General features: G+C 47.8%; 20 protein-coding genes and 1 riboswitch. Of the genes, 14 read left to right on the plus strand and 6 right to left on the minus strand.

The genetic code is table 11. The annotated features are described in order from the left end of the window. The first annotated feature begins 154 nt into the window (after positions 1-154). Together ABIA61_RS21035 and ABIA61_RS21040 are read left to right on the plus strand one after the other, a co-directional pair. Positions 155-1,282, plus strand: coding sequence for a transglutaminase domain-containing protein (locus ABIA61_RS21035; RefSeq protein ID WP_283653315.1), 1,128 nt, complete (start codon positions 155-157; stop codon positions 1,280-1,282). 52 nt (positions 1,283-1,334) lie between these two features. Beyond that, positions 1,335-2,675 carry an MFS transporter gene (locus ABIA61_RS21040; protein WP_404581225.1) on the plus strand — a complete coding sequence of 447 codons (1,341 nt, stop codon included), beginning with the start codon at positions 1,335-1,337 and terminating at the stop codon, positions 2,673-2,675. Between the two features lie 122 nt (positions 2,676-2,797). Here the strand turns inward: ABIA61_RS21040 and ABIA61_RS21045 are convergent, their stop codons facing one another. Both ABIA61_RS21045 and ABIA61_RS21050 read right to left on the minus strand, forming a co-directional pair. Then, positions 2,798-4,264 (minus strand): amino acid permease, encoded by a 1,467-nt coding sequence (locus tag ABIA61_RS21045; protein WP_149095171.1) that lies wholly within the window; start codon positions 4,262-4,264, stop codon positions 2,798-2,800. A gap of 134 nt (positions 4,265-4,398) precedes the next feature. Next, positions 4,399-4,600: riboswitch (Lysine riboswitch) on the minus strand. A gap of 122 nt (positions 4,601-4,722) precedes the next feature. Beyond that, positions 4,723-5,856 (minus strand): virulence factor, encoded by a 1,134-nt coding sequence (locus ABIA61_RS21050; RefSeq protein WP_283653312.1) that lies wholly within the window; start codon positions 5,854-5,856, stop codon positions 4,723-4,725. Between the two features lie 465 nt (positions 5,857-6,321). Here ABIA61_RS21050 and ABIA61_RS21055 point away from each other — a divergent pair, with 465 nt between their 5' ends. The 4 genes from ABIA61_RS21055 to ABIA61_RS21070 all read left to right on the plus strand — a co-directional run bounded on the left by ABIA61_RS21055 (position 6,322) and on the right by ABIA61_RS21070 (position 10,012). Beyond that, positions 6,322-7,668, plus strand: a complete 1,347-nt coding sequence (locus ABIA61_RS21055; protein WP_283653311.1) for a cytochrome ubiquinol oxidase subunit I — start codon at positions 6,322-6,324, stop codon at positions 7,666-7,668. Then, complete coding sequence (locus ABIA61_RS21060) at positions 7,665-8,696, plus strand: cytochrome d ubiquinol oxidase subunit II (RefSeq protein WP_404520785.1); 1,032 nt, start codon at positions 7,665-7,667, stop codon at positions 8,694-8,696. Before ABIA61_RS21055 ends, ABIA61_RS21060 begins: the two co-directional genes overlap by 4 nt. Before the next feature lie 6 nt (positions 8,697-8,702). Beyond that, positions 8,703-8,813 carry a cytochrome bd oxidase small subunit CydS family protein gene (cydS, locus tag ABIA61_RS21065; protein ID WP_404520786.1) on the plus strand — a complete coding sequence of 37 codons (111 nt, stop codon included), beginning with the start codon at positions 8,703-8,705 and terminating at the stop codon, positions 8,811-8,813. Between the two features lie 194 nt (positions 8,814-9,007). Continuing rightward, a complete protein-coding gene (locus ABIA61_RS21070; protein ID WP_404520787.1) occupies positions 9,008-10,012 on the plus strand; it encodes an MBL fold metallo-hydrolase in 1,005 nt (334 codons plus the stop codon). A 114-nt stretch (positions 10,013-10,126) separates the two neighbouring features. Here the strand turns inward: ABIA61_RS21070 and isdG are convergent, their stop codons facing one another. The 4 genes from isdG to ABIA61_RS21090 are packed head-to-tail and all read right to left on the minus strand — an operon-like array spanning position 10,127 to position 13,255. Continuing rightward, positions 10,127-10,483: a heme oxygenase gene (gene isdG, locus ABIA61_RS21075; RefSeq protein ID WP_404520788.1), complete on the minus strand. Its 357-nt coding sequence runs from the start codon at positions 10,481-10,483 to the stop codon at positions 10,127-10,129. Position 10,484: 1 nt separating this feature from the next. After that, entirely contained in the window at positions 10,485-11,276 is a 792-nt protein-coding gene (locus ABIA61_RS21080; RefSeq protein ID WP_404520789.1) for an ABC transporter ATP-binding protein, read from the minus strand. After that, positions 11,273-12,271, minus strand: coding sequence for a FecCD family ABC transporter permease (locus tag ABIA61_RS21085; RefSeq protein ID WP_283653307.1), 999 nt, complete (start codon positions 12,269-12,271; stop codon positions 11,273-11,275). The genes ABIA61_RS21080 and ABIA61_RS21085 overlap by 4 nt, the downstream gene beginning before the upstream one ends. A gap of 3 nt (positions 12,272-12,274) precedes the next feature. Further along, complete coding sequence (locus tag ABIA61_RS21090) at positions 12,275-13,255, minus strand: ABC transporter substrate-binding protein (RefSeq protein ID WP_404520790.1); 981 nt, start codon at positions 13,253-13,255, stop codon at positions 12,275-12,277. Positions 13,256-13,653: 398 nt separating this feature from the next. On the opposite strand from ABIA61_RS21090, the gene isdC reads away from it, so the two are divergent. The 8 genes from isdC to ABIA61_RS21130 all read left to right on the plus strand — a co-directional run bounded on the left by isdC (position 13,654) and on the right by ABIA61_RS21130 (position 24,798). After that, positions 13,654-14,169 (plus strand): heme uptake protein IsdC, encoded by a 516-nt coding sequence (gene isdC / locus ABIA61_RS21095; RefSeq protein ID WP_283653305.1) that lies wholly within the window; start codon positions 13,654-13,656, stop codon positions 14,167-14,169. Between the two features lie 71 nt (positions 14,170-14,240). Next, positions 14,241-14,708, plus strand: a complete 468-nt coding sequence (locus tag ABIA61_RS21100; protein ID WP_404520791.1) for an NEAT domain-containing protein — start codon at positions 14,241-14,243, stop codon at positions 14,706-14,708. Between the two features lie 32 nt (positions 14,709-14,740). Continuing rightward, the gene (locus tag ABIA61_RS21105; RefSeq protein ID WP_404520792.1) at positions 14,741-15,238 is read left to right on the plus strand and encodes an NEAT domain-containing protein; all 498 of its coding nucleotides are present in this window, start codon (positions 14,741-14,743) and stop codon (positions 15,236-15,238) included. 93 nt (positions 15,239-15,331) lie between these two features. Then, positions 15,332-20,014: an NEAT domain-containing protein gene (locus ABIA61_RS21110; protein WP_404581226.1), complete on the plus strand. Its 4,683-nt coding sequence runs from the start codon at positions 15,332-15,334 to the stop codon at positions 20,012-20,014. Between the two features lie 158 nt (positions 20,015-20,172). After that, positions 20,173-21,108 (plus strand): heme ABC transporter substrate-binding protein IsdE, encoded by a 936-nt coding sequence (isdE, locus tag ABIA61_RS21115; RefSeq protein WP_404581227.1) that lies wholly within the window; start codon positions 20,173-20,175, stop codon positions 21,106-21,108. Positions 21,109-21,122: 14 nt separating this feature from the next. Then, the gene (locus ABIA61_RS21120) at positions 21,123-22,106 is read left to right on the plus strand and encodes a FecCD family ABC transporter permease (RefSeq protein ID WP_283653300.1); all 984 of its coding nucleotides are present in this window, start codon (positions 21,123-21,125) and stop codon (positions 22,104-22,106) included. Then, complete coding sequence (locus ABIA61_RS21125) at positions 22,096-22,911, plus strand: ABC transporter ATP-binding protein (RefSeq protein ID WP_404581228.1); 816 nt, start codon at positions 22,096-22,098, stop codon at positions 22,909-22,911. Before ABIA61_RS21120 ends, ABIA61_RS21125 begins: the two co-directional genes overlap by 11 nt. A 258-nt stretch (positions 22,912-23,169) precedes the next feature. Then, a complete protein-coding gene (locus ABIA61_RS21130) occupies positions 23,170-24,798 on the plus strand; it encodes an ABC-F family ATP-binding cassette domain-containing protein (protein ID WP_283653298.1) in 1,629 nt (542 codons plus the stop codon). Positions 24,799-24,801: the final 3 nt, after the last annotated feature.

The following is a 24,801-nucleotide window of genomic DNA, read 5'->3' on the forward strand; positions in this document are numbered from 1 at the left end:
TATTCAATCGGGGAGATAAGCGTAGTGTCAAAACCTGTCTTTATCCAGATTCTCGCCCGCCTGTAACCGACAAAACTAGAGCGCTTGGGTTAGCTGTTTTTATGGTAAGATAGAGCTGTTTACAATTATGCTAAGAAGGGCAGGAACGCTCTGTATGAACAGAAAAATCGGGGTTAGGCTTATAAAATGCCTGGTGGCAGGTGCAGCGCTGGCTGTGTTGCTGCCGCATGCTGTGGAGTGGGGGAACAATGTATATGCTGCGTCGGTCAAGCCGGCTCCGTCCGTATCGTCACAGCAGCTTCAAAATAAGCTTTTACAGGCAATGGCTACGCGGAGTGAAACGCTGACCTTTACATATCAAGGGCGGGTGAACGGTCTTAAGCAGCAGTTACAGACAGCCATCAAACAGGCGATGGAGAGCGACCCGTATGTGAATTATACGATCAAAAGCTACGCATTCAGCTATACAGGCACAACCACGTCCGCTGAGGTTACGATCCGTCTGAGTTACCGGGAGACGAAGGAGCAGACCGCATATGTAGATAGCACGGTTAAAGCTGTGCTGGGGGACATCATTACGAAGGGGATGACGGATCATGAGAAGGTGAAGGCCATTCATGACTGGATCGTGGTTCGTTTGAAATATGATGAAACGCAGCAAAAGTACACGGCATACGATGGCCTGAAAACCGGAAGCACGGTGTGTCAGGGCTATTCCTTGCTGGCCTACAAAATGCTGGAACGCTCTGGGATTACCAACCGGATTGTAGAGGGAAGAGCAGGAGGCCAGCTGCATGCATGGAATCTTGTTTTGCTGGATGGACATTGGTATCACATGGATACGACATGGGATGATCCGACCCCGGATCGTGGCAACGAGGTAAGCACTTCGTATTATCAATTGACTGATTCGGAAATGCGCAGGGATCACTCCTGGGTTAAACAGTATCCTCAGGCGAACACATCGTATCGACAGACATTGTCGGGGTTGATAGCTGCGGGAGGACCCAAGGCTGCTGTGTATCAAAAGCTGTACAATAACCTGGAATATCCGCTGCAAGACGGCAAGGGTCTGGTTAAATCATCCTCCGAAATCAAGGAGCAGGTTCGCAAAGAGATTAATAAGGGAGGGGCCACGCTTACCTTTGGCTATCAGGGGACAGAGCGAAGTCTCAAAGAAGATTTACAATCGTTGTATCAGCTCGGGTTAAAAACCATCTCCTATCAGATCACGGATTTAGGCAGCACCGGAAATCTCCGTGTAACTCTGAAATGGACCTGATCATTTTGCTGCAATAGAAAAAGCTACATTCATAAGGGAGTATTTTATTCATATGCATAAGCGTTCTTTTACTTATCTGCTCGGCACGCAGACGATGTCGAATGCGGCCGATATTCTTTATATCATGGCGCTGGTTTCTCTGGTGTTTCATGAAACGAATTCGATCTTTTCCTCGGTTCTCGTTCCGTTGTTGCGAATGGGCGCACAGATGATTAGCGGCTTTTTAGCACCGCTGATATTGGCCCGATTCCAGCTTCCATTTATTCTGTTCGTTTCCCAATTTGGCCAACTGGCTTTCTTCGCTCTCCTGTTGGGGCATTTGTGGTCAGCGGGCACAAACCCGGTATGGGTGCTTGTGTTTACACTGGTAGCAGCGATGTCCTTTCTGGACGGTTGGACCACACCTGCACGTAATGCGCTGATTCCGCGCCTTGCGTCCGGGGAAGGGTTGATGCGTGCGAACAGTCTCGTATCGGTCAGCGATCAGACAGTGCAATTGGCCGGATGGGGGCTTAGCGGTGTGCTCGTCGCCGTGATGGGCTCGGAAAAAACACTGCTGGTCGCTTGCGGGCTGTATACGGTGGCCCTGATCTTTACCAGCTTGATCCGTGATCCGCTAGAGGGCAAAGCCCATTATTTACTGCAACCCGGAACTCGGGTGCGAAGCGGAGACGTTTTGGCTTCAACATCGCCCGCACAGTTGGAAGATACACTGTATGGCCCGGAGTCGGAGAGCCCGGCGTTACCTCCCAAGCGCAAAAAGGAAATATTGCGCGAAGGGTGGAGTCTTATCGGAGCCAGCCGAAGGCTCAAAGCTCTTATTTTTATGGATATGATCGACCTGCTGGGTGGTTCGGTTTGGGTAGGAGCATTCACGCTTGCCTTCGCTCAGCAGGTGTTGCACAAAAGCGAGGCATGGTGGGGATACATTAATGCGGCGTATTTTGCAGGCGCGATTGGCGGCGGGATCATTGTTCTCGCTAGTGTCAAGTATTTACAGCGCAGACTGCTGCCCGCGATGCTGGTGGGGATGGCTTGCTATGGACTGTTAACGGCTTGGTATGCGCTTAACACATTACCGCCGCTGACGCTGCTGATCGTACTGTTGATGGGATTGCCTGCGGAAATGTCCGTCGTATCCCGCCGTACGATGATGCAAATGAGTGTATCTGTGCACGATTTACCCAAGGTGCTATCCGCACAGGCTACGCTGACGAGCATGACGTTTTGCATCTCGCTATTGCTGATGGGCTGGATTGCAGATCATCTGGGCATCGTTAATTTGTACTTGTTTTCTGCACTGCTGACGCTGATTGCTGTGATTTATGGCATCTTTAGCCGTCGTGCCTTGTCTATGTCTTTGACAGCTCCGATTGCTTCTTCTTCCGAATAACAGAAAAAAAGCCCATCTCCACATATCAGGGAGAAGATGCTGATGAACCTGATCTGATCCATAGGACCGTTCATCCGCATTTCCACCTGTATATGCCCGGAGACGGGCTTTTTTACTATTGTTTATTTACCGGAAGACGCATCCGGGTCCAAATCACACTCGTTTAGTGGAACGATTTTGGTACGCTTGATCCATTTGTAGCCGAGCCACAGAAGAAGGAATAGCGGCACACTCATGTACGTAGCGATCATCGTTTTCCAGTCAATGGCTTGCCCGGTAAAGGCATCGGCACCTTGCCCGATAATCACGATGATACATAGTGCGAAGGCAAATAAGGGACCAAACGGGAACCAGCGGGCTTTGTACGGAAGCTCACTCAGACTGCGACCCTGTGCTGTAAAGGCACGGCGGAAACGATAATGGCTGACCGCAATACCGACCCATGTAATAAATCCGCACATCCCGGAAGCATTTAGCAGCCAGTTGTACACCACACCGTCCCCATACAGGGAGGCGAGGAAGGCCAGCATACCGACAGCGGTCGTGATCAGCAGTGCATTCATGGGAATGCCGCGCCGATTGATATGTCCGAGGAAACGGGGGGCTTTGCCTTCCCGTGCCAAAGCGTACAATACACGTGTTGCCGCGTACATCCCGGAATTACCTGCCGACAATACGGAAGTCAAAATAACGGCGTTCATAACGGAGGCGGCAATCGCAAGCCCCGCTTTTTCAAATACCAGTGTGAACGGGCTGACCCCGATGTCACTGATATCTCCCCGCAGCAAATTCGGATTGGTGTACGGAATAATCAATCCAATGACGAGAATCGCCAGAATATAAAAGAACAGGATGCGCCAAAAGATTTGACGGATGGCGCGAGGCACATTTTCACGCGGGTTTTCGCTCTCTCCGGCGGCTACCCCGATCAGCTCGGTTCCCTGAAAGGAAAAGCCTGCGGCCATGAATACGCCCAATACGGCGAAAAATCCGCCGTGGAACGGGGCATCGCCCACAGTGAAGTTAGCGAAGCCAATGGCTGGACCTCCCATAATGCCGAAGATCATCAGCACACCCACGGCGAGAAAGATAACCACGGTCACAATTTTAATCATGGCGAACCAGTATTCGGATTCACCGTAGCCTTTGACTGTCAGCGCGTTCAACGCGAAGATCACGGCCAGAAATAACAAACTCCACCAAGCGGAGTGACTTTCGGGAAACCAGTATTTGATCAGCACGGTCGCCGCTGCCAACTCTGCGGCAATCGTCACGGCCCAGTTGTACCAGAAGTTCCAGCCCATGGCGAAACCAAAAGCCGGATCGACGAAGCGGCCTGCATAGGTATTAAAAGAGCCGGATTCAGGCATAAACGTAGCCAGCTCACCGAGGCTGGTCATCAGGAAGTAAACCATGAGGCCGACCGCTGCATAAGCCAGCAGGGCACCTCCGGGTCCGGCTTCTGCAACCGCGCCTCCACTGGCAAGGAACAGGCCTGTTCCGATGGAGCCCCCAAGGGCGATCATCGTCATATGTCGGGCTTTGAGACTTTTCCGCAAGGTTGCGGCAGGTGTTGCTTTGTGTTGCACGTTCAAACACTCCTTCATGAAATAGTATTTCATGTCAGGGCAAGAGCCTGAAGGAGGGGGATTACAAACGTCAAAAGACCGCAGGGAATACGCCTGCGGTCTTGTCTATGCATTCCGCACCATACCTTCTTCTATAACAAGATAGCTCAACACACGTGTCTGTGTCAGGACATCGCGTGACAGTTCTGCTCCTTTCGGTCAGCAGCCCCAGCATTCGGAGTATTACAAAGAGTCGGCTCCGCATACTTCGGCGGGTGTACCTTTCCACAGGAATCACAGACGGCTCTTGGCGTCTCCTCCGGTGTACTGATTACATCCGCGACCTCTACCTCATCATAAAACAGGGTTGATGAGGTGTATGACATGATATGTTATTGTATAGCAAACTAAAGTATATCGTACCTGTACATCTTCTGACAATCGACAATTTTTTGAAGGTCCAGTCGTAAAATCATAAATCAAGAGTTACGCTTGGCCATCTGCTGCCAAACCGTACCTGCGGCTTGCTCGCCTGACTCAATGCGCTCCAGCGCCATTTTGGCCTGTAGACTGACCTCGAATTCGGGGTCATCTACAGCCTTCTCCAGCGCGTCACGCGCGTCCTCGGTGCCGACCTCGTACAAAAAGCGGGCAGCCCGCCAGCGAACCAGCTTGCTGTTATCTGACAAGGCTCCGATCATAGCTTCGGTAGCCGCCGGGTCGCCGATATCCGACAGCGTATCGCCCGCCGTACGGCGTACGGCCGCTGAAGGATCGCGTAGCGCCTCGAACAGCAGCTCCATCGCCTCCGGTGTGCGCAGATCGCCCAGATAGACGACCCCCAGCCGCCGTAGCTGCATTTTGTCGTCATGCAGCGCTTGGCGGATGAGCGGCAAATGCTCAGGCGTCGGCTCCAACCGATCCAGCGCGGCGTAGCGGGTACGCCAATCCTCGTGCGCCAGGGCCTGCTCCAGCTCAGCATCGCTCCATTCGCGACGTTCCTCCACGAATTCGCTGTTGTCCGCGCCGTGGGCAATCGCCTGCTGGATAATCTGCTCCAGCCGCTCCTGCGGGAAGGCCGCCTCCAGCTCCTGCTCCACCTCGCGTGCGATATCCGGCAGATCTCCGTAGCGGACGCCGTAATCGCTCAGCTTGCGCTCCTTGATCAGCGTCGCGCTGGCTACCCGGGTTACAGCCTGCACGAAACGGTCGGACAAGGAAATCCGTTCCTCCTGCTGGCCCGCCTTGACCCGGATTTGCATCGGAATGCCCCGGAAAAATTGCACAAATACCTGTGCCTCACCAAACGCTTCCCCTGAGGTTTCCTCCGGCAAGTCCCAATTGGCGTCTGCGCCTTCCTCGCCTAGCTGGTCCCGAACCTGACCCAGAATGGTAGACCAATCTGCGTTCCCTTTGCGGTCAAGGGCTACAAAATCCGTCGTATGAAACACGCTTTTGACTCCTTCAATGCCTAGCATACGCCGGATAAATGGGGGAGCGGAGCGTTCATTATCCCGTGTATATGTTCTGCGAATGCCCGCTTCCAGCCGCTCATCCAGATGCAGCATCATGGTGTTCGGACTGGGAGTTGGCTCGATAGATGTTATTTTCATAGCTCGGTATAGCCTCCTATTCAAAAGTTCTCCATATATAGCTTATCTGTATTGTACCTCATTCTATGAACGTCTCCAAAGAGGGAGTTCGTCATTTTGATGAAAATACAATGATAAATCTCACACTAATGAGGCTAAAAAGTAGCTGCCCAGAACGATTCGAATGCACATGGCAATATTCAAAATGGAATCCTGCTAAATTTATAACGGCAGCATGGTTAAAAATAACAAAATTTAGCTAGACTAAGATGTGTTCTCCCCATGCTCCAAACGACGAGTAAAGGAGGCGTTCCTATGTTCCGCAAGCAGGAAAGGACGCTCATTATTGTGTGTATTGTGATAGCGGCTATTATGCTGTACGCAGTCATTAAAAGTATAGCCCGCCTGACTCCCTAGATCTTAATCCAAAGGAATAATATACACGTGCTTTCTATTTAAAATGTGAAATGAAGGAGTGAGTACCATTTGTCTTCACTGGACCCCGTATTGCTAAGCCGGATGTTGACCGGAATTACCCTGTTTGTTCATATTGTATTTGCATCCATTGGCGTTGGCGTGCCTTTGATGATTGCGCTCGCGGAATGGCGCGGGCTGCGAACTGGTGATCCGCACTATACGCTGCTGGCCCGACGGTGGGCGCGGGGGTTTGTCATCACCGTTGCCGTAGGTGTCGTCACAGGTACTTCCATTGGACTGCAACTCAGCTTGCTTTGGCCTACCTTTATGCGGGTGGCTGGACAAGCGATTGCGCTGCCCCTGTTTTTGGAGACGTTTGCTTTTTTCATTGAAGCCATTTTTCTGGGTATCTACTTGTACACCTGGGATCGGTTTAAAAGCAAATATTTTCACCTGATGCTGCTCATTCCGGTAGCGATTGCCTCATCTGCATCAGCGGTTTTTATTACAACTGTGAACTCGTTCATGAACCAGCCTCAAGGCTTTACACTTAAAAATGGAGTCATGACAGATATTCATCCCATCCAGGCCATGCTGAATCCGGCCACGCCCACCAAAGTTTCTCATGTGCTGGCTTCTTCGTATACGTTGAGCGCCGGGCTGCTGATGGGACTGGCTGCCTATAGTATGTTGCGGGGGCGTAACCACCCGTATTTTAAAAAAGCGCTGAAGCTGACCGCCACCTGCACCATTGTATTTGCCATCAGCACCGTGATGATCGGAGACGCTTCCGGTAAATTCCTGGCTAAATATCAGCCGGAAAAGCTGGCTGCCGCCGAATGGCATTTTGATACAATGACGCACGCTCCTTTCGTATATGGCGGCTATATGGACAAGAACGGAGATATCAAGTATGCCCTGAAAGTGCCTTATGCGCTTAGTGTTTTAGCCGGGAACCTGCCCAGTACGGAGGTCAAGGGACTGAATGATTATCCTGTGGATCAGCGTCCGCCGCTGTCTATCCACTATATGTTCGATCTCAAAATCACGACTGGAGTGCTGATTCTCGTCATTCCGCTGTTGTATCTGATTCGCAAACGTTTGCCAGGACGCAAACCATACCCCAAATGGCTGCTGCTGGCACTCATTCTGGTGGGGCCGATGGCTATGGTAGCCATTGAGCTGGGCTGGATGTTCGCGGAGGTTGGCAGGCAGCCGTGGATTTTGCGCGGCTATATGAAGGTGTCCGAAGCAGCGACCACCTCCACCAGTGTGGGATGGATGCTCGTGATGTTTATCATTTTGTATCTCGTGTTGTGCTTCTCGGCCATTAAGGTTCTCAGCAAGCTGTTCCGAAATAAAGATGCAGTGGAAGAACTAAAGCAGCTGGGTCTGGAAGGGGCTGAAGGGAAGTGAGCTATGAAATTGTCGGTATCGCCATTTTATGGACCTTCCTGTTCGGTTATTTGATTGTGGCATCTATTGATTTTGGCGCAGGCTTTTTCAGCTTTTACAGTGTGCTGACAGGTCACCAGAACAAAATCCACAACATTATTCAGCGGTATTTATCGCCGGTGTGGGAGGTAACGAACGTATTTCTCATTTTTTTCGTGGTGGGACTGAATGGTTTCTTCCCGGATGCGGCTTATTACTATGGCACAGCGCTGCTCGTTCCCGGCAGTATTGCAATTGTGCTTCTCGCGATCCGCGGGGTGTATTATGCGTACAATACGTATGGATATTCCGGTACAAATAATATCGTCTACATGGCATTGTACGGTGCGACAGGGCTGCTGATTCCGGCGGCGCTGTCGACGGTCCTCGCCATTTCGGAAGGCGGCATTATTGTGGAAAACAGCACAGGTGTTCATCTGCGATGGGGTGAGTTATTAAGTAATTCCTATACGTGGGCGGTTATTTTCCTGGCGCTGGTGAGTGTGCTGTATATCTCGGCGATGTTTCTGTCCTATTATGCCAAAAGGGCGGGAGACAAGGTCGCTTTTGAAATCGTGCGTGGATATGCGCTGCTCTGGAGCGGCCCAACGATTGTGGCGAGTCTGCTCGCATTTTTTCAGATTAACAAACAAAATCCAGACCACTTTGCCAATATGCTGAACATGGCATGGATGTTTGTCGCCTCCTTCGTCTGCTTTGTCGGAGCTGTCTATCTGGTATGGCGACGGCGTCATCTCGGAACCTCCTTTATTCTGGTCATGCTGCAATTTGCATTTGCCTGGTATGGCTATGGCCGCTCGCATTTGCCGTATGTTTTGTATCCCTACATTAATGTGCATCACAGCTTTACGAACTCCGCCATGGCGTATGCATTGATTACGGCGTTTAGTGCGGGGCTGCTGGTGCTGATTCCGTCACTGATCCTGATCTTGAGACTGTTCCTGTTCGATGCGGATTATGTGCGAGGACAAGCAGGGAAGAAAGGGTGAGTACAAATGGCTGCTTTCGAGCATTTTACGATCATGTATGAGTCGCCTATTATTATTGTGGTGGCGATTGTGTTTCTGTTTATGTACTCGGCACGCTTTAAAAATCCACAGGACTGACAGCAGCATCTGAGATGGCCCTTCCTGATTGATGGGGGAGGGTCCATTTTTGCATGTAAAAGGCGGATTGAATTATACTTTACATACACCAGCATGTTGCATCATTTGATGTTCACACTCGCGTGTAATATATAAATGAATTGAACCGTTTCGGTTTCTTTGGAGAACGGGTCCATCAGGGGAGGAGTTACATCATGCCCAAAGTTCGTTTTAACAACATGGATCATGTCAACACGGATAAAACACTCAAGCAATTCAGACAATGGCGGCAGGAGCGCCGCAGCAAAACGAAGGATTATACGTTCGTTGTTCCGAACCATCCCCCGGAGCTGGAGTTTTTGCACAGTAACCGGGAAACGACGACGGCGACCTGGGTGGGGCATTCTACCTTTTTCATCCAGTATCTTGGACTGAACATCGTTACGGATCCGGTGTGGGCTGAACGTATGGCATTTGACAAAAGACTGGCTCCGCCCGGCATCCGCATTCAGGATGTACCGCCGTTGGACATCATTCTGCTGTCTCATTCGCATTATGATCATTTGCATATGGAATCGTTGCGCAAATTGTATCGTGCAGATACGCTGATGCTTATACCTTCGGGGTTAAAGTCGAAAATGGTCCACAAAGGCTTCCGTAACTGCTATGAGCTGAAATGGTGGGATCATTTTACGATAGGCGGGGTGCGCTTCACGTTTGTTCCGGCCCAGCATTGGACGCGGCGTACGCCGTTTGATACGAATACTTCGCATTGGGGAGGATACGTGCTGCAAAGTGAGCAGCAGGTGATTGGCTCTGGCACGTCCGTCACAGAAACGGATTCTAATTCAGATACGGCAGCTGCACCGACGTTGTACTTTGTGGGAGATACCGGATATTTTCGTGGCTTTAAGGAGGTTGGCGAGCGCTTTGACATTGACCTGACCTTTATGCCGATTGGTGCATATGAGCCGGAATGGTTCATGACTTCGCAGCATGTGACACCGGAGGAGGCGTTGCAGGGGTTCGTGGATTGCGGCGCGGATCAGATGATCCCGATGCATTACGGAGCCTTTAAGCTGGCGGATGATACGCCGAGAGAGGCGCTGGATCGTCTCGAAGCGGAGCGTGAACGCTTGGGCATCGCCAAGGAGCGCATTCATATACTGGGACACGGTGAGACGCTGAAAATTCAAAGCCGCTGTTCAACTACAATCTGAGGATCTCACATAAAAAGCGACTCTGCGGACAATGGTCTGCGGAGTCGCTTTTTATGGCTGTTTTTGAATGAGTGAAAAGGTGCAGGCAGACAAGTCTGTCGCTGTGTTACAGGATTAAACCGCTTCGGTATCGTTCACCAGAAAGGAATCGGAATCGGTGTTGGTAATGGGATGCCGCACGATTTTGACTTCATAAAACGTAATTTTATTTTCTAAAATATAGTCCGGAATTTGGCGGTGGCTGTGTGATTCACGGAAAGCTTCGCTTTTGGTCCAGCCTTGGAAGTTCTCTTTTTCCTTCCAGCGTGTGCTAATCGTTACTTCCTCATAATCTTTTGTGTTTTCAGTGAGCAGTACTTCCAAACCGAGGAAGCCTTCCATTTTCTCCACTTTGCCTTCTTTGTTAAAGCGTTCGATGAGCAGGTGGGCATTGCCCGGGGTGATTTTAGATGTGTTTGTAACAATAACCATATTAAATTCCTCCTGAATGATGTGGTATGGTCGGTATAATGACCGGATAGCCACCCTCAAATTTGATTGTAGCGTTCATTTCATAAATGTCGCGAAGAAAAGCAGACGTCAAAATCTGACGGGGTTCGCCAGCCATGGCGATTCGTCCCCTTTTAAGCGCAATCATATGATGACAATAGGCCGCAGCTTGCTGCAAATCATGCAGTACCATAACAATCGTCAAGCCGGACTCGTGATTGATACGCCTCAGCATATCCATAACCTCAAATTGATGGGCGATATCCAGAAAAGTGGTAGGTTCATCGAGCAAAAGAATGCCCGTTTGTTGGGCCAAAGCCATTGCAATTCGCGCTTTTTGTTGTTCACCTCCCGATAGAGTATGGAACATCCGATCCACATAGGGCTTCATGCCTGTGATTTCCATGACATGGTCCACAATATGCTGATCCTGTCCGGTATGCCGTGTCCTCAAGCCTTTGGCATGAGGGGATCTTCCGTAAGCGACCAGTTCACGAACTGTTAATAACGGCAGCATATCCTTTATTTGCGGCAGCATTGTAATCGTCTGGGCCAAATCACGCCGCTTGTACTCCTGCACGGGCTTGCCCAGTACGGAAACCTGCCCCTGATCCTGCTTGAGTAGCCGGGTAATAATCCGCAAAAGCGTGGATTTGCCCGAACCGTTGGGTCCGACAATTGCGGTGAGCTGTCCGGCGGGCAAGGTAATGTTTACATCGTCCAGCTTGAAATACCCGCGCTGCAAGGAGATATGCTCACCCTGAATGGCTGTCATCCGAAATTCCCCCGTTTCTTGAGCAGGATTAAGAAGAACGGCGCTCCGATGACGGCCAGCAAAATACCTACAGGCAGTTCAATTGGATCAAACCAGGAACGTGCCACCGTATCCGCCAGTACGACCAGTGTCCCGCCGCCCAGAATGGAAAGGGGAAGGAGGAAACGATAATCCTCCCCAATCAGCAGTCGGATTACATGAGGAACGACCAGTCCTACAAAACCGATCAGCCCCGCTACACTGACTGCCGTACCGGCGAGCAGGGCAGAGAGCAAAATAATGAGCAGCCGCTGAAGCTCTACACGCTGTCCGAGCAGTTGCGCTGAATCGTCGCCCAGTAGCAGCAAATTGGCAGGCTTGATCGCAAACAGGGAGGCGATTAAGCCAATGATGGCGTAAGGCGCCATGAACTCCAGATGATGCCAGCTTCGTCCGTTCAATCCGCCGGATAGCCAAGGGAGAACCGCTTGCACGCGGTCGCTGTACATGACCATCACGCCGTTCATGACCGCGCCCAGCAGTGCGTTGATCGCAACACCCGCTAATACGATTTTGACGGGAGAGGCTCCCCGATCCCAAGCCAGCAGGTAAATTGCAACGGCAGTCAGGAAGGCCCCCAAAAAGGCAGTTACCGGAAGGAGGTAGCTAAGCTGTGGAAGCATGACCATCGTAATGACCGCAGCGAGTCCGCCACCAGCCGATACACCAATAATGCCGGGATCAGCCAATGGATTTTTCATGACTCCCTGAAGAAGTGCTCCCGCAGCTGCCAGACAGGCTCCTACGAGCAGACCCACTAATACTCTGGGCAGCCGGAGATCCATTAGGATCGTGCGATAGGTGGAGTCATCATTATGTAGCAAAACCTGATTGATTTCTCGTAGTGGAATCGACACCGATCCGTAAGCCAGGCCGTACACGGATACAGCTAACAGCAAGATCGGAAGCGTAATCCAGGCGATGGTGCGTCTTCTGGCGCGTTGTAGTTTGTTCATCGCTTATTTCGCCGGATACAGCTTTTGGTGCATCAAATCCAGTGCCTCAGTAACCCGTGTGCCCGGATTTGTTCCGAACAGATCTGAGGGTAATACCTCGACCTGATTGTTTTTGACCGCCTTGATTCCGCTCCAAGCTGCATTTTCCTGCATTTCCTTGATAAATGCGGCTTTGACCTCTTCCGTATTGCCGTGGGTCATAATCAGGATGTAGTCAGGGTCGGCCTGTACGATGCGTTCCGTGTTTAGCTGCGCGTATTGCGGGAAATTTTGCAGGCCCGGAAAATCAGCGGCAATATTAGCACCGCCAGCCATTTCCAGAATATTTCCGCCTAATGAATTCGGCAATGCCGCCATATATGTGGCCGGGGCTCCGTAAACAAGCAGCACTTTAGGTTTGGAGGTAGAGGCTGTTTCCTTTTGTAATGTGGCTACCTGTTGGTCAATTTGCTGATTCAATTTCACGGCCTGAGCCTGCTTTTGCAATAATTGCCCGAAGAGTGTAATTTGCGACTGAATATCTTTGACTGAATTGGCCCCTGTCAGCAGCAGCTGTGAACCGACACCTTCAATAGATGGAATGTCCTTCTCATTCATAGGGTAATTGCCTAATACGACATCCGGTTTGAGCATCGTAATTTTCTCCAGATCGACCTCATGAGTAGAACCTACTTGTTGAACGTTTTCAGCAGCAGGCACGACGGAAGGTCCATTCGAGTTGGGTCTGCCGACGGCTGTTCCGCCCAAAGCATATATGATATCCAGATCGCCATTGCTGAGCGCAATAATATGTTGAGGGATACCTTGGAACGCCAACGTCCGCTTTGAAAAATCAGTAACCTGAATCGCCACACCGCTTGTTGTGCCGGAAGTGGCAGATACAGAAACAGTGGTTGGTTTGTGATCTGCCGTTGGAGAACCATTACTGCATCCGGTGACTGCTAATAAAAGCGCTGCGGATGACCACAACACATAAGATTTCATGTCATTCCTCCTGCAATTTTAAGTTAAACAATAATGATAATCATTTTCATTTATGTATAAGAGAATGATAATGAATATCAATAGGAATTGTCAATTGAAAAAACCAAAATTTTAAATAATTTTTTTACTGAAATGGAGAGGATGGGATTCTTGGTATAGAGGAAGGTGTCCTAAATTTTTCTTAAAATATAGCATATATCAAGGGGTTATATACACGCAAATACATATTGACATATTCGAAAAGTGTAAGATATATTGGTGATGGGTTCACTTGGCTTTGCGAATTTCTGGATGGGAAGGTGGGGAGAAAAAGCTCAAGAAGAGCTATTTTTTTTTAAATTCAATTGAGAATGATAATCAATTAACTTATATTCTCGTGGGGAGGGACTGCTGTCAAAATGAGGAAGGGTTATTCTGCAATGATTGCTGTGTTTCTGCTGGTCAGTGTGCTGAGCTTTTGGCCAACTTCATCATCTGTGGTAGCCGCTACGGCTTCTACAAAATTGGCGGATGGTACATACACGCTTAAATACGATATTCTCAAGGCCGAAAACGATTCTGTATCCATGGCTAATGATTATTTTGAGAAGCCAGCCAAGTTGTATGTGAAAAAAGGCCAAATGACCATGCAAATCAAGCTGAATCACAGCGAATGGACAACCGGGTTTAAAGTGGATTACAAAGGCAAAATCATCGACACAAAGGTCATTCATAAGGATGCCAAAACTGATACCCGCACTGTACAATTTCCAATAACAACTGTGAACAGCCCGCTAATTTCAAAAATTCATGTTACCGTCCCTGCGTATAACTACGATCATGACTATACCATTCGCTTCGCTTTTGATTCCAAAAGTGTCAAAAAAGTAGCGGCCGTCCAGTCAACGAAATCAACCAAATCTTCTAAGAAGTAATTTCAAGCAATCTTATCGTTCATGAAATCAACATAAATTCAAGCATAAAAAATGGAGGAGTGTGTGTAGATATGAATATGGTAATGAATCGCTTTGAGCAGTTTTCTTTCAAAAAGGTACTCGTTGCATTGATCATGACAGCGCTTGTTTTTGCAGTTATTGCTCCGTTCTCTGCTAAAGCGGCAGCAGCCGACGGCACGTATGCAGTAGACTATACCGTTCTGAAAGATCAAACGAATGAAACCTCCCGTCTGGATAGCTATTTGACGAAACCAGCTCAGGTTATTGTAGCTAATGGCAAAAATGTTGTTCGTTTGACTGTGAAAAGCAGCAATCTGATCACAACGTTCAAAGTGGAACAAAACGGTGTACTGCAAGATGCGACTGTGGTAAGCACTGATACTGCCAACAACACTCGCGTAGTGGAATTCGAAGTTGCTGACCTGAATGCTAAAGTCAACGCTTACGCTGAAATCACCATTCCAGTCATTGGCTACACAGGCAAGTATGACGTACAACTGCAATTCGACGAAATCTAATCCAAAATAAAACGTAAAAGGAGACTGAGAACATGAACATGATCATGAACCGTATGGAAAAATTGTCTTTAAAAAAAGTGATGCTTACTGTATTGATGGCTGCGCTTGTTTTTGTGGTACTAGCCCCATTTTCTTCCAATCAAGCAAATGCGGCTTTGCCTAACGGTACGTATCAGTTACCTTATACGGTTTATAAAGATGGAACCACTGAAAAATCCTACATGGATACCAATGGTTATGTAAAAAAACCAGCCACTCTAATTGTTACGAATGGTCAAAATAAAGTGAGAGTAGCTATTACCAAAAGTGCTTGGGTCACTGAATTCAAAACGCAACAAAATGGTCAATATGTGAATGCGACTGTGGTAAGCACATCAGGAGATACAAGAATAGTAGAGTTCCCTGTCAGTAGCTCGTCCCAAAAATTGAACGTTAAACTGCATGTAAGTGTGCCTGAAGAATACACTGGTGGTATTCCATACGATCATGATTATGTGGTTCAATTCCAATTTGACGACAGCGATATTTAAGGTTTTTTTGTAAAAATATTGATTTGAACTGAATACTCATTTGGAGTTTCAAAGCTCCAAATGAGTATATTTTAAGTAGGGGGATACATCACTTTGAAAAGCCGATTCAACAAATATTTTACGACATTTGCCGCTATTATAATGTTGTTTTCTTTATTTTCCCCGTATGTACTGGCGGCGTCTGAGGATGAGTCATCTCAAACTAATCAGTCTAGCTCCAGCACTACAGTAACTAGTGCAACCTATGCTACCTATGAGGAAGCACCTGGCACATATACCGAACCTGCTAATGCCACAACGGCTACCTATGCTAATGGGGAATATCTTATCGACTACAAGCCTTTAAGAAAGACCTCTACTGGAAGTACTCGGGATTCGAGTTTTAAAACGAACTATACCTTCCCTGGGGATTTGACAATCCAAGATGGAAAATATCATTTTTCATTTAAGTTTGCGGAAGCTCAAGGTCTTTCGAAATTTCTGGTAGAACAAAACGGGGAAACGGTTCCCGCAAAAATAGAAGTAGATTCCGGAAAAACTTCGGGAACTGTAAGTTTCGATGTTTATGATTTTCATCAAAATGTAAATACGGAGTTTGGATTTAATAGCAGTTCTCCATGGTATGTAGATACTGATCCTGACTATTCGGTGAAGGAATGGATTGAGTTTGATCCTTCCAGTCTGAGACTTAAAAACTCAACGGAGAATCCAACTGTTCCACCAGTAACACCACCGGTAACGCCTCCTGGTGGAGGAGAAAAGCTATCCGATTTGGATTTCATCCTTTTGAAGGATGGAACAGATGAAAAGTCTACGATGGATGGGTATACGGAGAAACCGGGTGCTCTGATAAAACGCAACGGTAAACAATATGCCCAATTTACATTGAAAAACAGTAAGCAGATTGATGGCTTCAAGGTAGAACAAAATGGGGTGTTAACGGACACTTCCGTAGTAAGTGAAGATCAAACTGTGAATACACGAATGATTGAATTTGAAGTCCAGGAACTGCCTGCCAAGTTGAACGCATGGGTAAGTATCAACTGGCCGGAGGTAAACTATGTAGGCACCTACAATGTAGACCTTCAGTTGGCTGCGGTACAGTCACCATCCACCTTGGCAGATGGAATATACTCCATTAACTTCAATACTCTGCATGCTACCAAGGATCAAGCTTCGTCAATGGCGCAATATCTGATGTCTCCGGCGACTTTGACGGTAACGAAGGGTCAATATGAGGCTTCCTTCACCATTAAAGACAGCACGACAGTGACGGAGTTCAAAACAGAGCAAAACGGAACGCTAACGGATGCAGATATTGTAAGTGAGGACAAGACAGCCAATACTCGCATTGTGAAATTCAAGGTAGCGGATTTGGACGCTATTCTGAATGCACAAGTACATGTAAGCACAAGTTTTCAAGGAACTGTGTATGAAATGGATCATAAGATCCGTCTCCAGTTCGACAAGAGTAGCATTACTGAAACGGGTACATCTCCTTCAGTAACGAGTTCTAATTTGAACTTCACCCTTTTGAAGGATGGAACAGATGAAAAGTCGATGATGGATGGATATACGGAAAAACCAGGTACTCTGGTTGAACGTAGTGGCAAGAAATATGTACAGTTCACTTTGAAAAACAGCAAGCAAATTGATGGCTTTAAAGTAGAACAAAAGGGAGTATTAGCGGATGTTACCACGGTAAGTGAGGACAAAACTGCTAACACGCGCGTTGTTGAATTTGAAGTCAAAGAAGTGCCAGCCAAGCTGAATGCATGGGTTAGCATCAATTGGCCTGAATTGAACTACGTGCAGACGTATAATGTGGATCTTCAATTAAGTTCTGCAACCTCATCAGGCTTGGCCGATGGAACGTATTCGATTAAGTTCGATACGCTTCATGCAACCAAGGAAGAAGCATCTTCGATGGCAAGATACCTGGTGTCTCCTGCAACATTGACGGTGCAAAAGGGTCAGTATGAAGCTTCCTTTACTGTTAAAGACAGCACTACAGTAACGAAGCTGAAAACGGAACAAAATGGAACTTTGACGGACACGGGTATTGTGAGTGAGGATAAAGCAGCGAATACTCGCGTAGTGAAATTCAAAGTAGCCGATTTGGATGCCGTTTTGAATGCACAAGTGCATATCAGCACGAGTTTTAATGGAACTCCGTATGAAATGGATCATAATATCCGCCTTAAATTTGACAAAAGTAGCCTGCCGGGAACGGACAATGGATCAAATCCGGTAACATCAAATCTGGACTTCACGCTGTTAAAAGACGGTTCAAGTGAAAAGTCCATGATGGATGGATATACGGAAAAACCAGGTACTCTGGTTGAACGTAGTGGCAAGAAATATGTACAGTTCACTTTGAAAAACAGCAAGCAAATTGATGGCTTCAAAGTAGAACAAAACGGAGTGTTGACCAACGCAATCGTAGTAAGCGAAGACAAAACGGCCAATACACGTGTTATTGAATTCGAGGTTAAAGAAGTGCCTGCCAAGCTGAACGCATGGGTAAGCATCAACTGGCCTGAATTGAACTATGTAAATACCTATGATGTTGATCTCCAGTTAGGAGCGGCAACAACCCCGGTTGACCCTGGAACGCCAGGTACGCCCGGAAAGGCCTTAGCTGATGGAACTTATTCAATCAACTTCGATGCATTGCATGCAACGAAAGATCAAAAATCAGCAATGGCGCAATATTTGTTGTCTCCAGCAACGTTGACGGTATCAAAGGGTAAGTATGAAGCTTCCTTTACGATCAAAGACAGCGCCACTGTGACGGAGTTTAAAACGGAACAAAACGGAACGTTGACGGATGCAGATGTCGTAAGTGTGGACAAGAAAGCCGACACTCGTGTTGTAAAGTTTAAAGTGGTGGATTTGGACGCTATTCTGAATGCACAGGTCCACGTAAGTACGAGCTATAACGGAACGGTTTATGAGATGGACCATAAGATTCGTCTTCAATTCGACCGTAGCAGCATTGCGGTTAAAGGAACGGATGGGGGTACAACTCCTGGGACTGAGAACGGCAAATATAGCATTGATTTCTCTGTGTTCAAAAACGGAAGCAATGAAATATCTGTGATGGATGGCTATATGCAAAAACCAGCCACTCTGTTGAAGCAATCCGGCAAAAATTTGATCCAGATCAAAATGGACAAGAGCAGCTGGATTAAAACGTTCAAGGTAAACGGTGCAGAGGCTCAGGTTATTGATCAATCGACCTCTGCAGATACAAGAACCGTCCAATTTGAAGTCGCAGATCTATCGGATAAAGTTACGGTTAATACACATGTCATTGTACCGGGTCTGGAATTGGGTGGCATCCCTTATGACCACGTATATGATGTGCAGTATCAATTCGAGCCTGCTACCATTCGCAGCTTTGTCGAACCGTCCTCTACAGGAGCGGCAGATCCAATCGTTAAATTGGATTTTGACAAGCTCGTCAATGGTAAATATGTTTTGAAATTCAGCATTGTTTTGTCTGATGGAACAACAGGAGAGGATTCTCCGGCTCAACGCTTTATCACCAATGAACCAGCGCAATTAGTCGTGGAAGGCGACAAACGGTTTGTAGGTCTAAAGCTGCAAAACAGTAATGAAGTGAAGGCATTGCGCATTTGGGATAACGCAAGCGGAGGCTACAAAGACGCAGAAGTGACCCAGGAAGATGCAGCAAGTAATACAAAGAACGTTCGTTTTAGCGTGAGCGACTTTAAGAACAACGTAAAAGGCCAACTGGTTGTTTACGAAGCTCCGAAGGTAGCGAGTGCTGCTCCGATGGTCTTCAAGGCTGAGGATCGTGTGGAGAAGGTATATGATTTTGAATTCAAATTCAATACTAGCGATGTAACGTATTACAACGATAAAAAGACAGGCGAAGTTGAAAAAGGGAAAAGCAATTTAGCCGATGGAGAGTACACAGCGAACTTCCGTGTGCTGGCGAATGGAACGGACAAGGATTCTCTTGTGGCTCCTTTTGTACAGAGCCTCGCGAAGCTGGTTGTGAAGAATGGCAAAGTGCAAGCACATCTAACCGTTACGGACAATCAGGCTTTGAAGTTGTTCCAAACGGACTTTGAAGGCCGTTATGCCAATCCAACCGTTGTTGGTTCCAACACGAAAGGTGACACGCGCACCATCGCTTTTGAAGTGCCTGATCTGGACAAAAAGCTGAGCGTGTACACACAGGTATACTTGCCTGAGAAATTTATTTTGAATGAGAAGTTCGGCGGACAAATTCAATTTGACCGTGCATCGCTTAAAGGTGAGGGAGTCAATGCAGCTACAACCGCACCAGCTGCTGAGCGGACAGCAGAAACGCCAACACCTGTGGCTGAAACGAAACCTGTAGTTGAGCAACCAGCTCAAACAGTCACTTCCGAGAAGCAATACACGATCAATTACAACGTATTTAAAGATAAAACAAGCGAAGCTTCCGTCATGGATGGATACCTCGACAAGCCTGCTACATTGATTGAAAAGGGAGACAAGCGTTATATTCAAGTCACTTTGAAGAATAGCTCCTGGATGCCTGTTCTACAAGTGGAGCAGAATGGTAGCCTGAAAGATGTAGAAGTTATCTCGACATCTGGCGATACGCGTGTCGTTCAATTTGAAGCAGGGGACTTGTCTCAGAAAATCAGTGCCTACACACACGTCATTGTACCTGGTTTAGTTCTTGGCGGTGTGCCATATGATCACTGGTATACAGTTCAATTCCAGTTTGATGAAGCGAGTCTGAAAGCAAAATAACATCAGGTCGCAGTAGCATCAAACCTGCTCAAATAACAGAATAGCTTGTATGCAAGCAAGTCTTGGTGCCCTGGCATCAAGACTTGTCAGCATTTCATTACCCGAAAAGTTGAGGCTCATGCAGCTTCTATATTTTGAATTGAGGTGATTTGGCTTTCATGAAACGATATACAGCGTTGGTACAAGGGAAATCGTTCTGCTTTTATATGTTGATGGGTCTGGTGTTTTTGTTGCTCGCCGGATGCTCGGGAGGAGCAGCGGCTGGACAGAACGATAATGAAGGCGCAAAATCAGCAGCAACGTCCGGTGATAAAACACAGCCGCGTATTGTGGCTACAACGGTAGCCATTGCAGAAATTACGGATGCGCTGGGCCTGGATTTGGCAGGCAAGCCGACAAGCATGAAAGTACTGCCTGACCGTTACAAGGATGTACCTGATGTGGGTAATCCGATGAGTCCTGATATGGAAAAGGTGATGTCGTTGAAGCCGACGGACGTACTGTCGGTTACGACACTAAAATATGATCTGGAGCCTAAATTTAAAGATTTGAAAATCAATGCCGAATTTTTGAATTTTGAAAGTCTAGCGAATATGCAAAAAGAAATTCAAAAGCTGGGAGATACGTTCGGCAAAGCCGAAAAGGCAAAGGAGATTAATGGAGCTTTGGACGCTAAAGTAGCCGAGATTCAACAAAAGATCAAAGGGAAGAAATCCCCTAAAGTATTGATCTTGCTGGGGGTACCGGGAAGCTATCTGGTGGCTACCGAGCATTCCTATATCGGGGATCTGGTTAAAATTGCAGGTGGGACGAACGTAGTCCAAGGTGAGAAGGTTGAATTTATTGCCCACAATACAGAAGCCTTGCAACAGTCCAATCCGGATATTATCTTGCGTGCTGCACACGGGATGCCAGATGAAGTGGTCAAAATGTTCGACGAAGAGTTCAAAACTAACGATATTTGGAAACATTTTAACGCTGTGAAAAACGGACACGTCTATGATCTGCCAGAGCCGCTGTTTGGAACAACAGGAAATTTGGCGGTAAACTCGGCGCTGGATGAGCTAGTGAAAATGTTGTATCCTTCGAATTAAAGGAAGCTGATGACATGTCGAAAAAAGGTTGGAGCTTTATCGTTGTAATCGCCTTGCTCATCGGCGTCATTCTCTATTCAGCGATGACAGGCAGTCTCAAGGTGAATTTGAGTCAATTGGTGACCGGATTGTGGACAGGTACGGATGATCAGGTGAATGTGGTCAAGGATTTGAGACTACCGAGAATTATCGTAGCCGTGATGGCGGGAGCCACGCTTGCGGTGGCGGGTGTTTTACTGCAAGCCGTGATGAAAAACCCGCTGGCTGATGCCGGGGTTATCGGTATTTCTTCGGGGGCAGCTTTGGTTTCGCTGATTGCGGTTACGATCTTTCCGGCACTCTATTTCTGGATGCCCTTCTTTTCTTTTATCGGTGGTGCGTTGGCCTGTCTCATGGTTTACGGATTTTCATGGAAATCCGGCCTGCATCCGATTCGTCTGATCTTGATCGGAGTCGCTGTGAATGCGATTTTTTCGGGTCTCGGGCAGTCGTTTAACTATCGGGGCAGTTACGCGGTCACCAGCATTAATCAGGTTACAACCTCAACCTTGTCCATGAAAAAATGGGTTGATGTCGAGGTTATTGTGACCTATGGCGGGATTGGGCTGATTTTAGCCATGCTCGTGTTTTCCTGGTGCAATTTTTTGTCTCTGCAAGATAAAACAGCTAAAAATCTGGGGTTCAATGTGACGCGTGCGCGGCTTTTGATCTCCGTTATTGCTGTGCTGCTTGCAGCAACGGCTACAGCCATTGCTGGAGTTATTGCCTTTATCGGCCTGCTCGTTCCGCATTGTGCCCGCTACTTGGTTGGTTCGGATCACAAGTGGCTGATTCCGTTCTCCGCCTTGTGCGGCGGTTTGTTGCTACTGCTTGCGGATACACTGGGCCGGACGGTGCTTGCTCCCAATGAAATTCCGGCTTCCATTATTATGGCCGTCATTGGCGGGCCGTTCCTGATATTCCTGATCAGAAAGGCGGATCGCACTTATGGACATTAAGGATATTACCTTTTCATATGACCGGAAAACGGATCGTCTTCACGCCATCAATGCTGTCATTGAGCCGGGACGGATTACAACCATCATTGGTCCCAACGGCTGTGGCAAATCGACGCTGCTTAGCGTCATGTCGAACAATGCGGCTCCCCGCCTGGGTCAAGTGATTTTGGACGGTAAAGAGATTGCCCACTACAAGCCCAAGGAACTAGCCCGTCAACTGGCGGTAGTTCATCAGCAGAATGAGGCACCCTCTGACTTGACCGTAGAAAAGCTCGTCAGCTTCGGAAGACTCCCGCATAAGAACATGTTCACAGCCAGACGTGACGAGGACGAGCAGGCGGTCGAATGGGCGATAGCCTGTACGAATCTGGAGGAACGCAGAACACGCACGCTGGACCAGCTATCCGGGGGAGAAAGGCAGCGTGTATGGATTGCAATGGCCTTGGCACAACGGACACCGATTTTATTTTTGGATGAGCCGACCACCTATCTGGATATGTACTACCAGCTTGAAATTTTGGAACTCATCCGGCAGTTAAATCAGGAATACGGCCTGACGATCGTAATGGTGCTGCATGATATCAATCAGGCTATTCGTTATAGCGACGTTATGATTGCCATGAAGGAAGGACGCATTATAACGAACGGTCCGCCCGCTAAGGTCGTCACATCCGATATGATTCAGGCAGTATACGGCGTGGAAGTAGTCGTAAGACATGACGCTGAGGCGGGAATGTATCTTATTCCGATAGGGGTTGGGGCTTCCGCAGATTCTTCCATACGTTTACAAGCACAGGGAGTGTAGATATTGTCTGCTGAATAGCTCGTCTGTCTCCTGGTGGCATCGAATTTGGAAACAAGAAAAAATGGTTCTGGCCCGCGTTTTTGTCAGGAGACAATCGTGGGGATGGAAGCATTTTTTATTTTATTTTTAGAATATCGACGGAGGTTTCAGGGTTGATCGGTTGACACACGGTTCGAATCCGATCCGTTGTGTGTTATACTATTGCCGTCGGTAATTTTGTGATTAGCACTTTACTAATGATAAGGATGGTATGCTCATATGATCAGTACAAGCGGCGTAACGCTTCGTTATGGTAAACGCCCACTTTTTGAAGACGTAAATATCAAATTTACTCCTGGGAACTGCTACGGCCTGATTGGGGCAAATGGCGCGGGCAAATCTACCTTTTTGAAAATTCTTTCCGGTGAAATTGAAGCCAATTCAGGCGAGGTTCACATGACACCGGGCGAACGGATGGCAGTGCTCAAGCAGAACCATTACGAATACGATGAATTCCCGGTTCTGGAAACCGTTATTATGGGTCATACGCGTCTGTATGAAATCATGAAGGAGAAAGATTCGCTGTATGCTAAATCAGAATTCACAGAGGCAGACGGCCTGCGTGCCGGCGAGCTTGAAGGTGAATTTGCGGAGCTGAACGGATGGGATGCCGAGCCGGATGCGGCTTCATTGCTGATCGGTCTTGGGATTACGCGCGACCTGCATGACAAGAACATGTCTGAGCTGAGCGGTAATGACAAGGTACGTGTTCTCCTGGCTCAAGCGTTGTTTGGTCGTCCGAACAACTTGCTGCTCGATGAGCCTACCAACCATTTGGACCTCGAATCCATTCAATGGCTGGAAAATTTCTTGATGGACTATGAAGGCACCGTCATCGTCGTATCCCATGATCGTCACTTCCTGAACAAGGTATGTACGCATATTGCGGATATTGATTTTGGCAAAATCCAGATGTACGTCGGCAACTACGACTTCTGGTATGAGTCCAGCCAGCTTGCGCTTGCCTTGACTCGTGATGCCAACAAGAAAAAGGAAGAGAAAATCAAGGAACTGCAAGCCTTTATTCAGCGCTTTTCTGCGAATGCTTCCAAGTCCAAACAGGCTACTTCACGTAAAAAACAACTGGATAAAATTACGCTGGACGATATTCGTCCGTCGAACCGTAAATATCCGTTCCTGAACTTCAAGCCTGAACGCGAAGCGGGCAAACAGCTGTTGACGGTAGACCGTCTCAGCAAATCCATTGAAGGCGAGCAAGTGCTGAATGAGTTCAGCCTGGTTGTGAACAAAGGCGATAAAATCGCGTTTGTTGGCCCGAACGGCTTGCCTAAATCAACGCTCTTTCAGGTATTGATGAACGAAACCGAAGCGGACAGCGGTGAATTCTCTTGGGGGATTACGACTACTCAGGCTTATTTCCCGAAAGACAATTCTACCTATTTTGAAGGTGTGGATATGAATCTCGTGGAATGGCTGCGCCAATATTCCAAGGACCAGGACGAAACGTTCCTGCGTGGGTTCCTGGGGCGTATGCTCTTCTCAGGTGAAGAAGCGCTCAAGAAAGCAAGCGTGCTGTCCGGGGGCGAGAAGGTTCGCTGTATGCTGGCCAAGATGATGCTGAATGGCGCCAATGTGCTGCTGCTGGATGAACCGACCAATCACTTGGATCTGGAATCCATTACAGCGCTGAACAATGGTCTGATCGACTTTGACGGTACCCTATTATTCACATCGCATGACCATCAGTTCATTCAAACTATTGCAAACCGCATCGTGGAAATTACGCCGAACGGTGTAATCGACCGTACGATGAGCTATGATGAATACTTGGAAAACGATGAAATCACGAAATTGCGTGAAAGTATGTATCCGGTAGAAATCGTCTAAAAC

The organism is Paenibacillus sp. RC21, assembly GCF_044907935.1.
GTDB classification, from domain to species: Bacteria; Bacillota; Bacilli; order Paenibacillales; family Paenibacillaceae; genus Paenibacillus; species Paenibacillus terrae_A.

Bases quoted from the DNA above. Each gene is read 5' to 3' on its own strand.
- ABIA61_RS21050 (WP_283653312.1), bottom strand. From the start codon at position 5,856: ATGAAAATAACATCTATCGAGCCAACTCCCAGTCCGAACACCATGATG.
- ABIA61_RS21035 (WP_283653315.1), top strand. From the start codon at position 155: ATGAACAGAAAAATCGGGGTTAGGCTTATAAAATGCCTGGTGGCAGGT.
- ABIA61_RS21085 (WP_283653307.1), bottom strand. From the start codon at position 12,271: ATGAACAAACTACAACGCGCCAGAAGACGCACCATCGCCTGGATTACG.
- ABIA61_RS21100 (WP_404520791.1), top strand. From the start codon at position 14,241: ATGAATATGGTAATGAATCGCTTTGAGCAGTTTTCTTTCAAAAAGGTA.
- ABIA61_RS21130 (WP_283653298.1), top strand. From the start codon at position 23,170: ATGATCAGTACAAGCGGCGTAACGCTTCGTTATGGTAAACGCCCACTT.
- ABIA61_RS21080 (WP_404520789.1), bottom strand. From the start codon at position 11,276: ATGACAGCCATTCAGGGTGAGCATATCTCCTTGCAGCGCGGGTATTTC.
- ABIA61_RS21125 (WP_404581228.1), top strand. From the start codon at position 22,096: ATGGACATTAAGGATATTACCTTTTCATATGACCGGAAAACGGATCGT.
- ABIA61_RS21090 (WP_404520790.1), bottom strand. From the start codon at position 13,255: ATGAAATCTTATGTGTTGTGGTCATCCGCAGCGCTTTTATTAGCAGTC.
- ABIA61_RS21070 (WP_404520787.1), top strand. From the start codon at position 9,008: ATGCCCAAAGTTCGTTTTAACAACATGGATCATGTCAACACGGATAAA.
- cydS (WP_404520786.1), top strand. From the start codon at position 8,703: ATGGCTGCTTTCGAGCATTTTACGATCATGTATGAGTCGCCTATTATT.
- isdE (WP_404581227.1), top strand. From the start codon at position 20,173: ATGAAACGATATACAGCGTTGGTACAAGGGAAATCGTTCTGCTTTTAT.
- isdG (WP_404520788.1), bottom strand. From the start codon at position 10,483: ATGGTTATTGTTACAAACACATCTAAAATCACCCCGGGCAATGCCCAC.
- ABIA61_RS21040 (WP_404581225.1), top strand. From the start codon at position 1,335: ATGCATAAGCGTTCTTTTACTTATCTGCTCGGCACGCAGACGATGTCG.
- ABIA61_RS21105 (WP_404520792.1), top strand. From the start codon at position 14,741: ATGAACATGATCATGAACCGTATGGAAAAATTGTCTTTAAAAAAAGTG.
- isdC (WP_283653305.1), top strand. From the start codon at position 13,654: ATGAGGAAGGGTTATTCTGCAATGATTGCTGTGTTTCTGCTGGTCAGT.
- ABIA61_RS21120 (WP_283653300.1), top strand. From the start codon at position 21,123: ATGTCGAAAAAAGGTTGGAGCTTTATCGTTGTAATCGCCTTGCTCATC.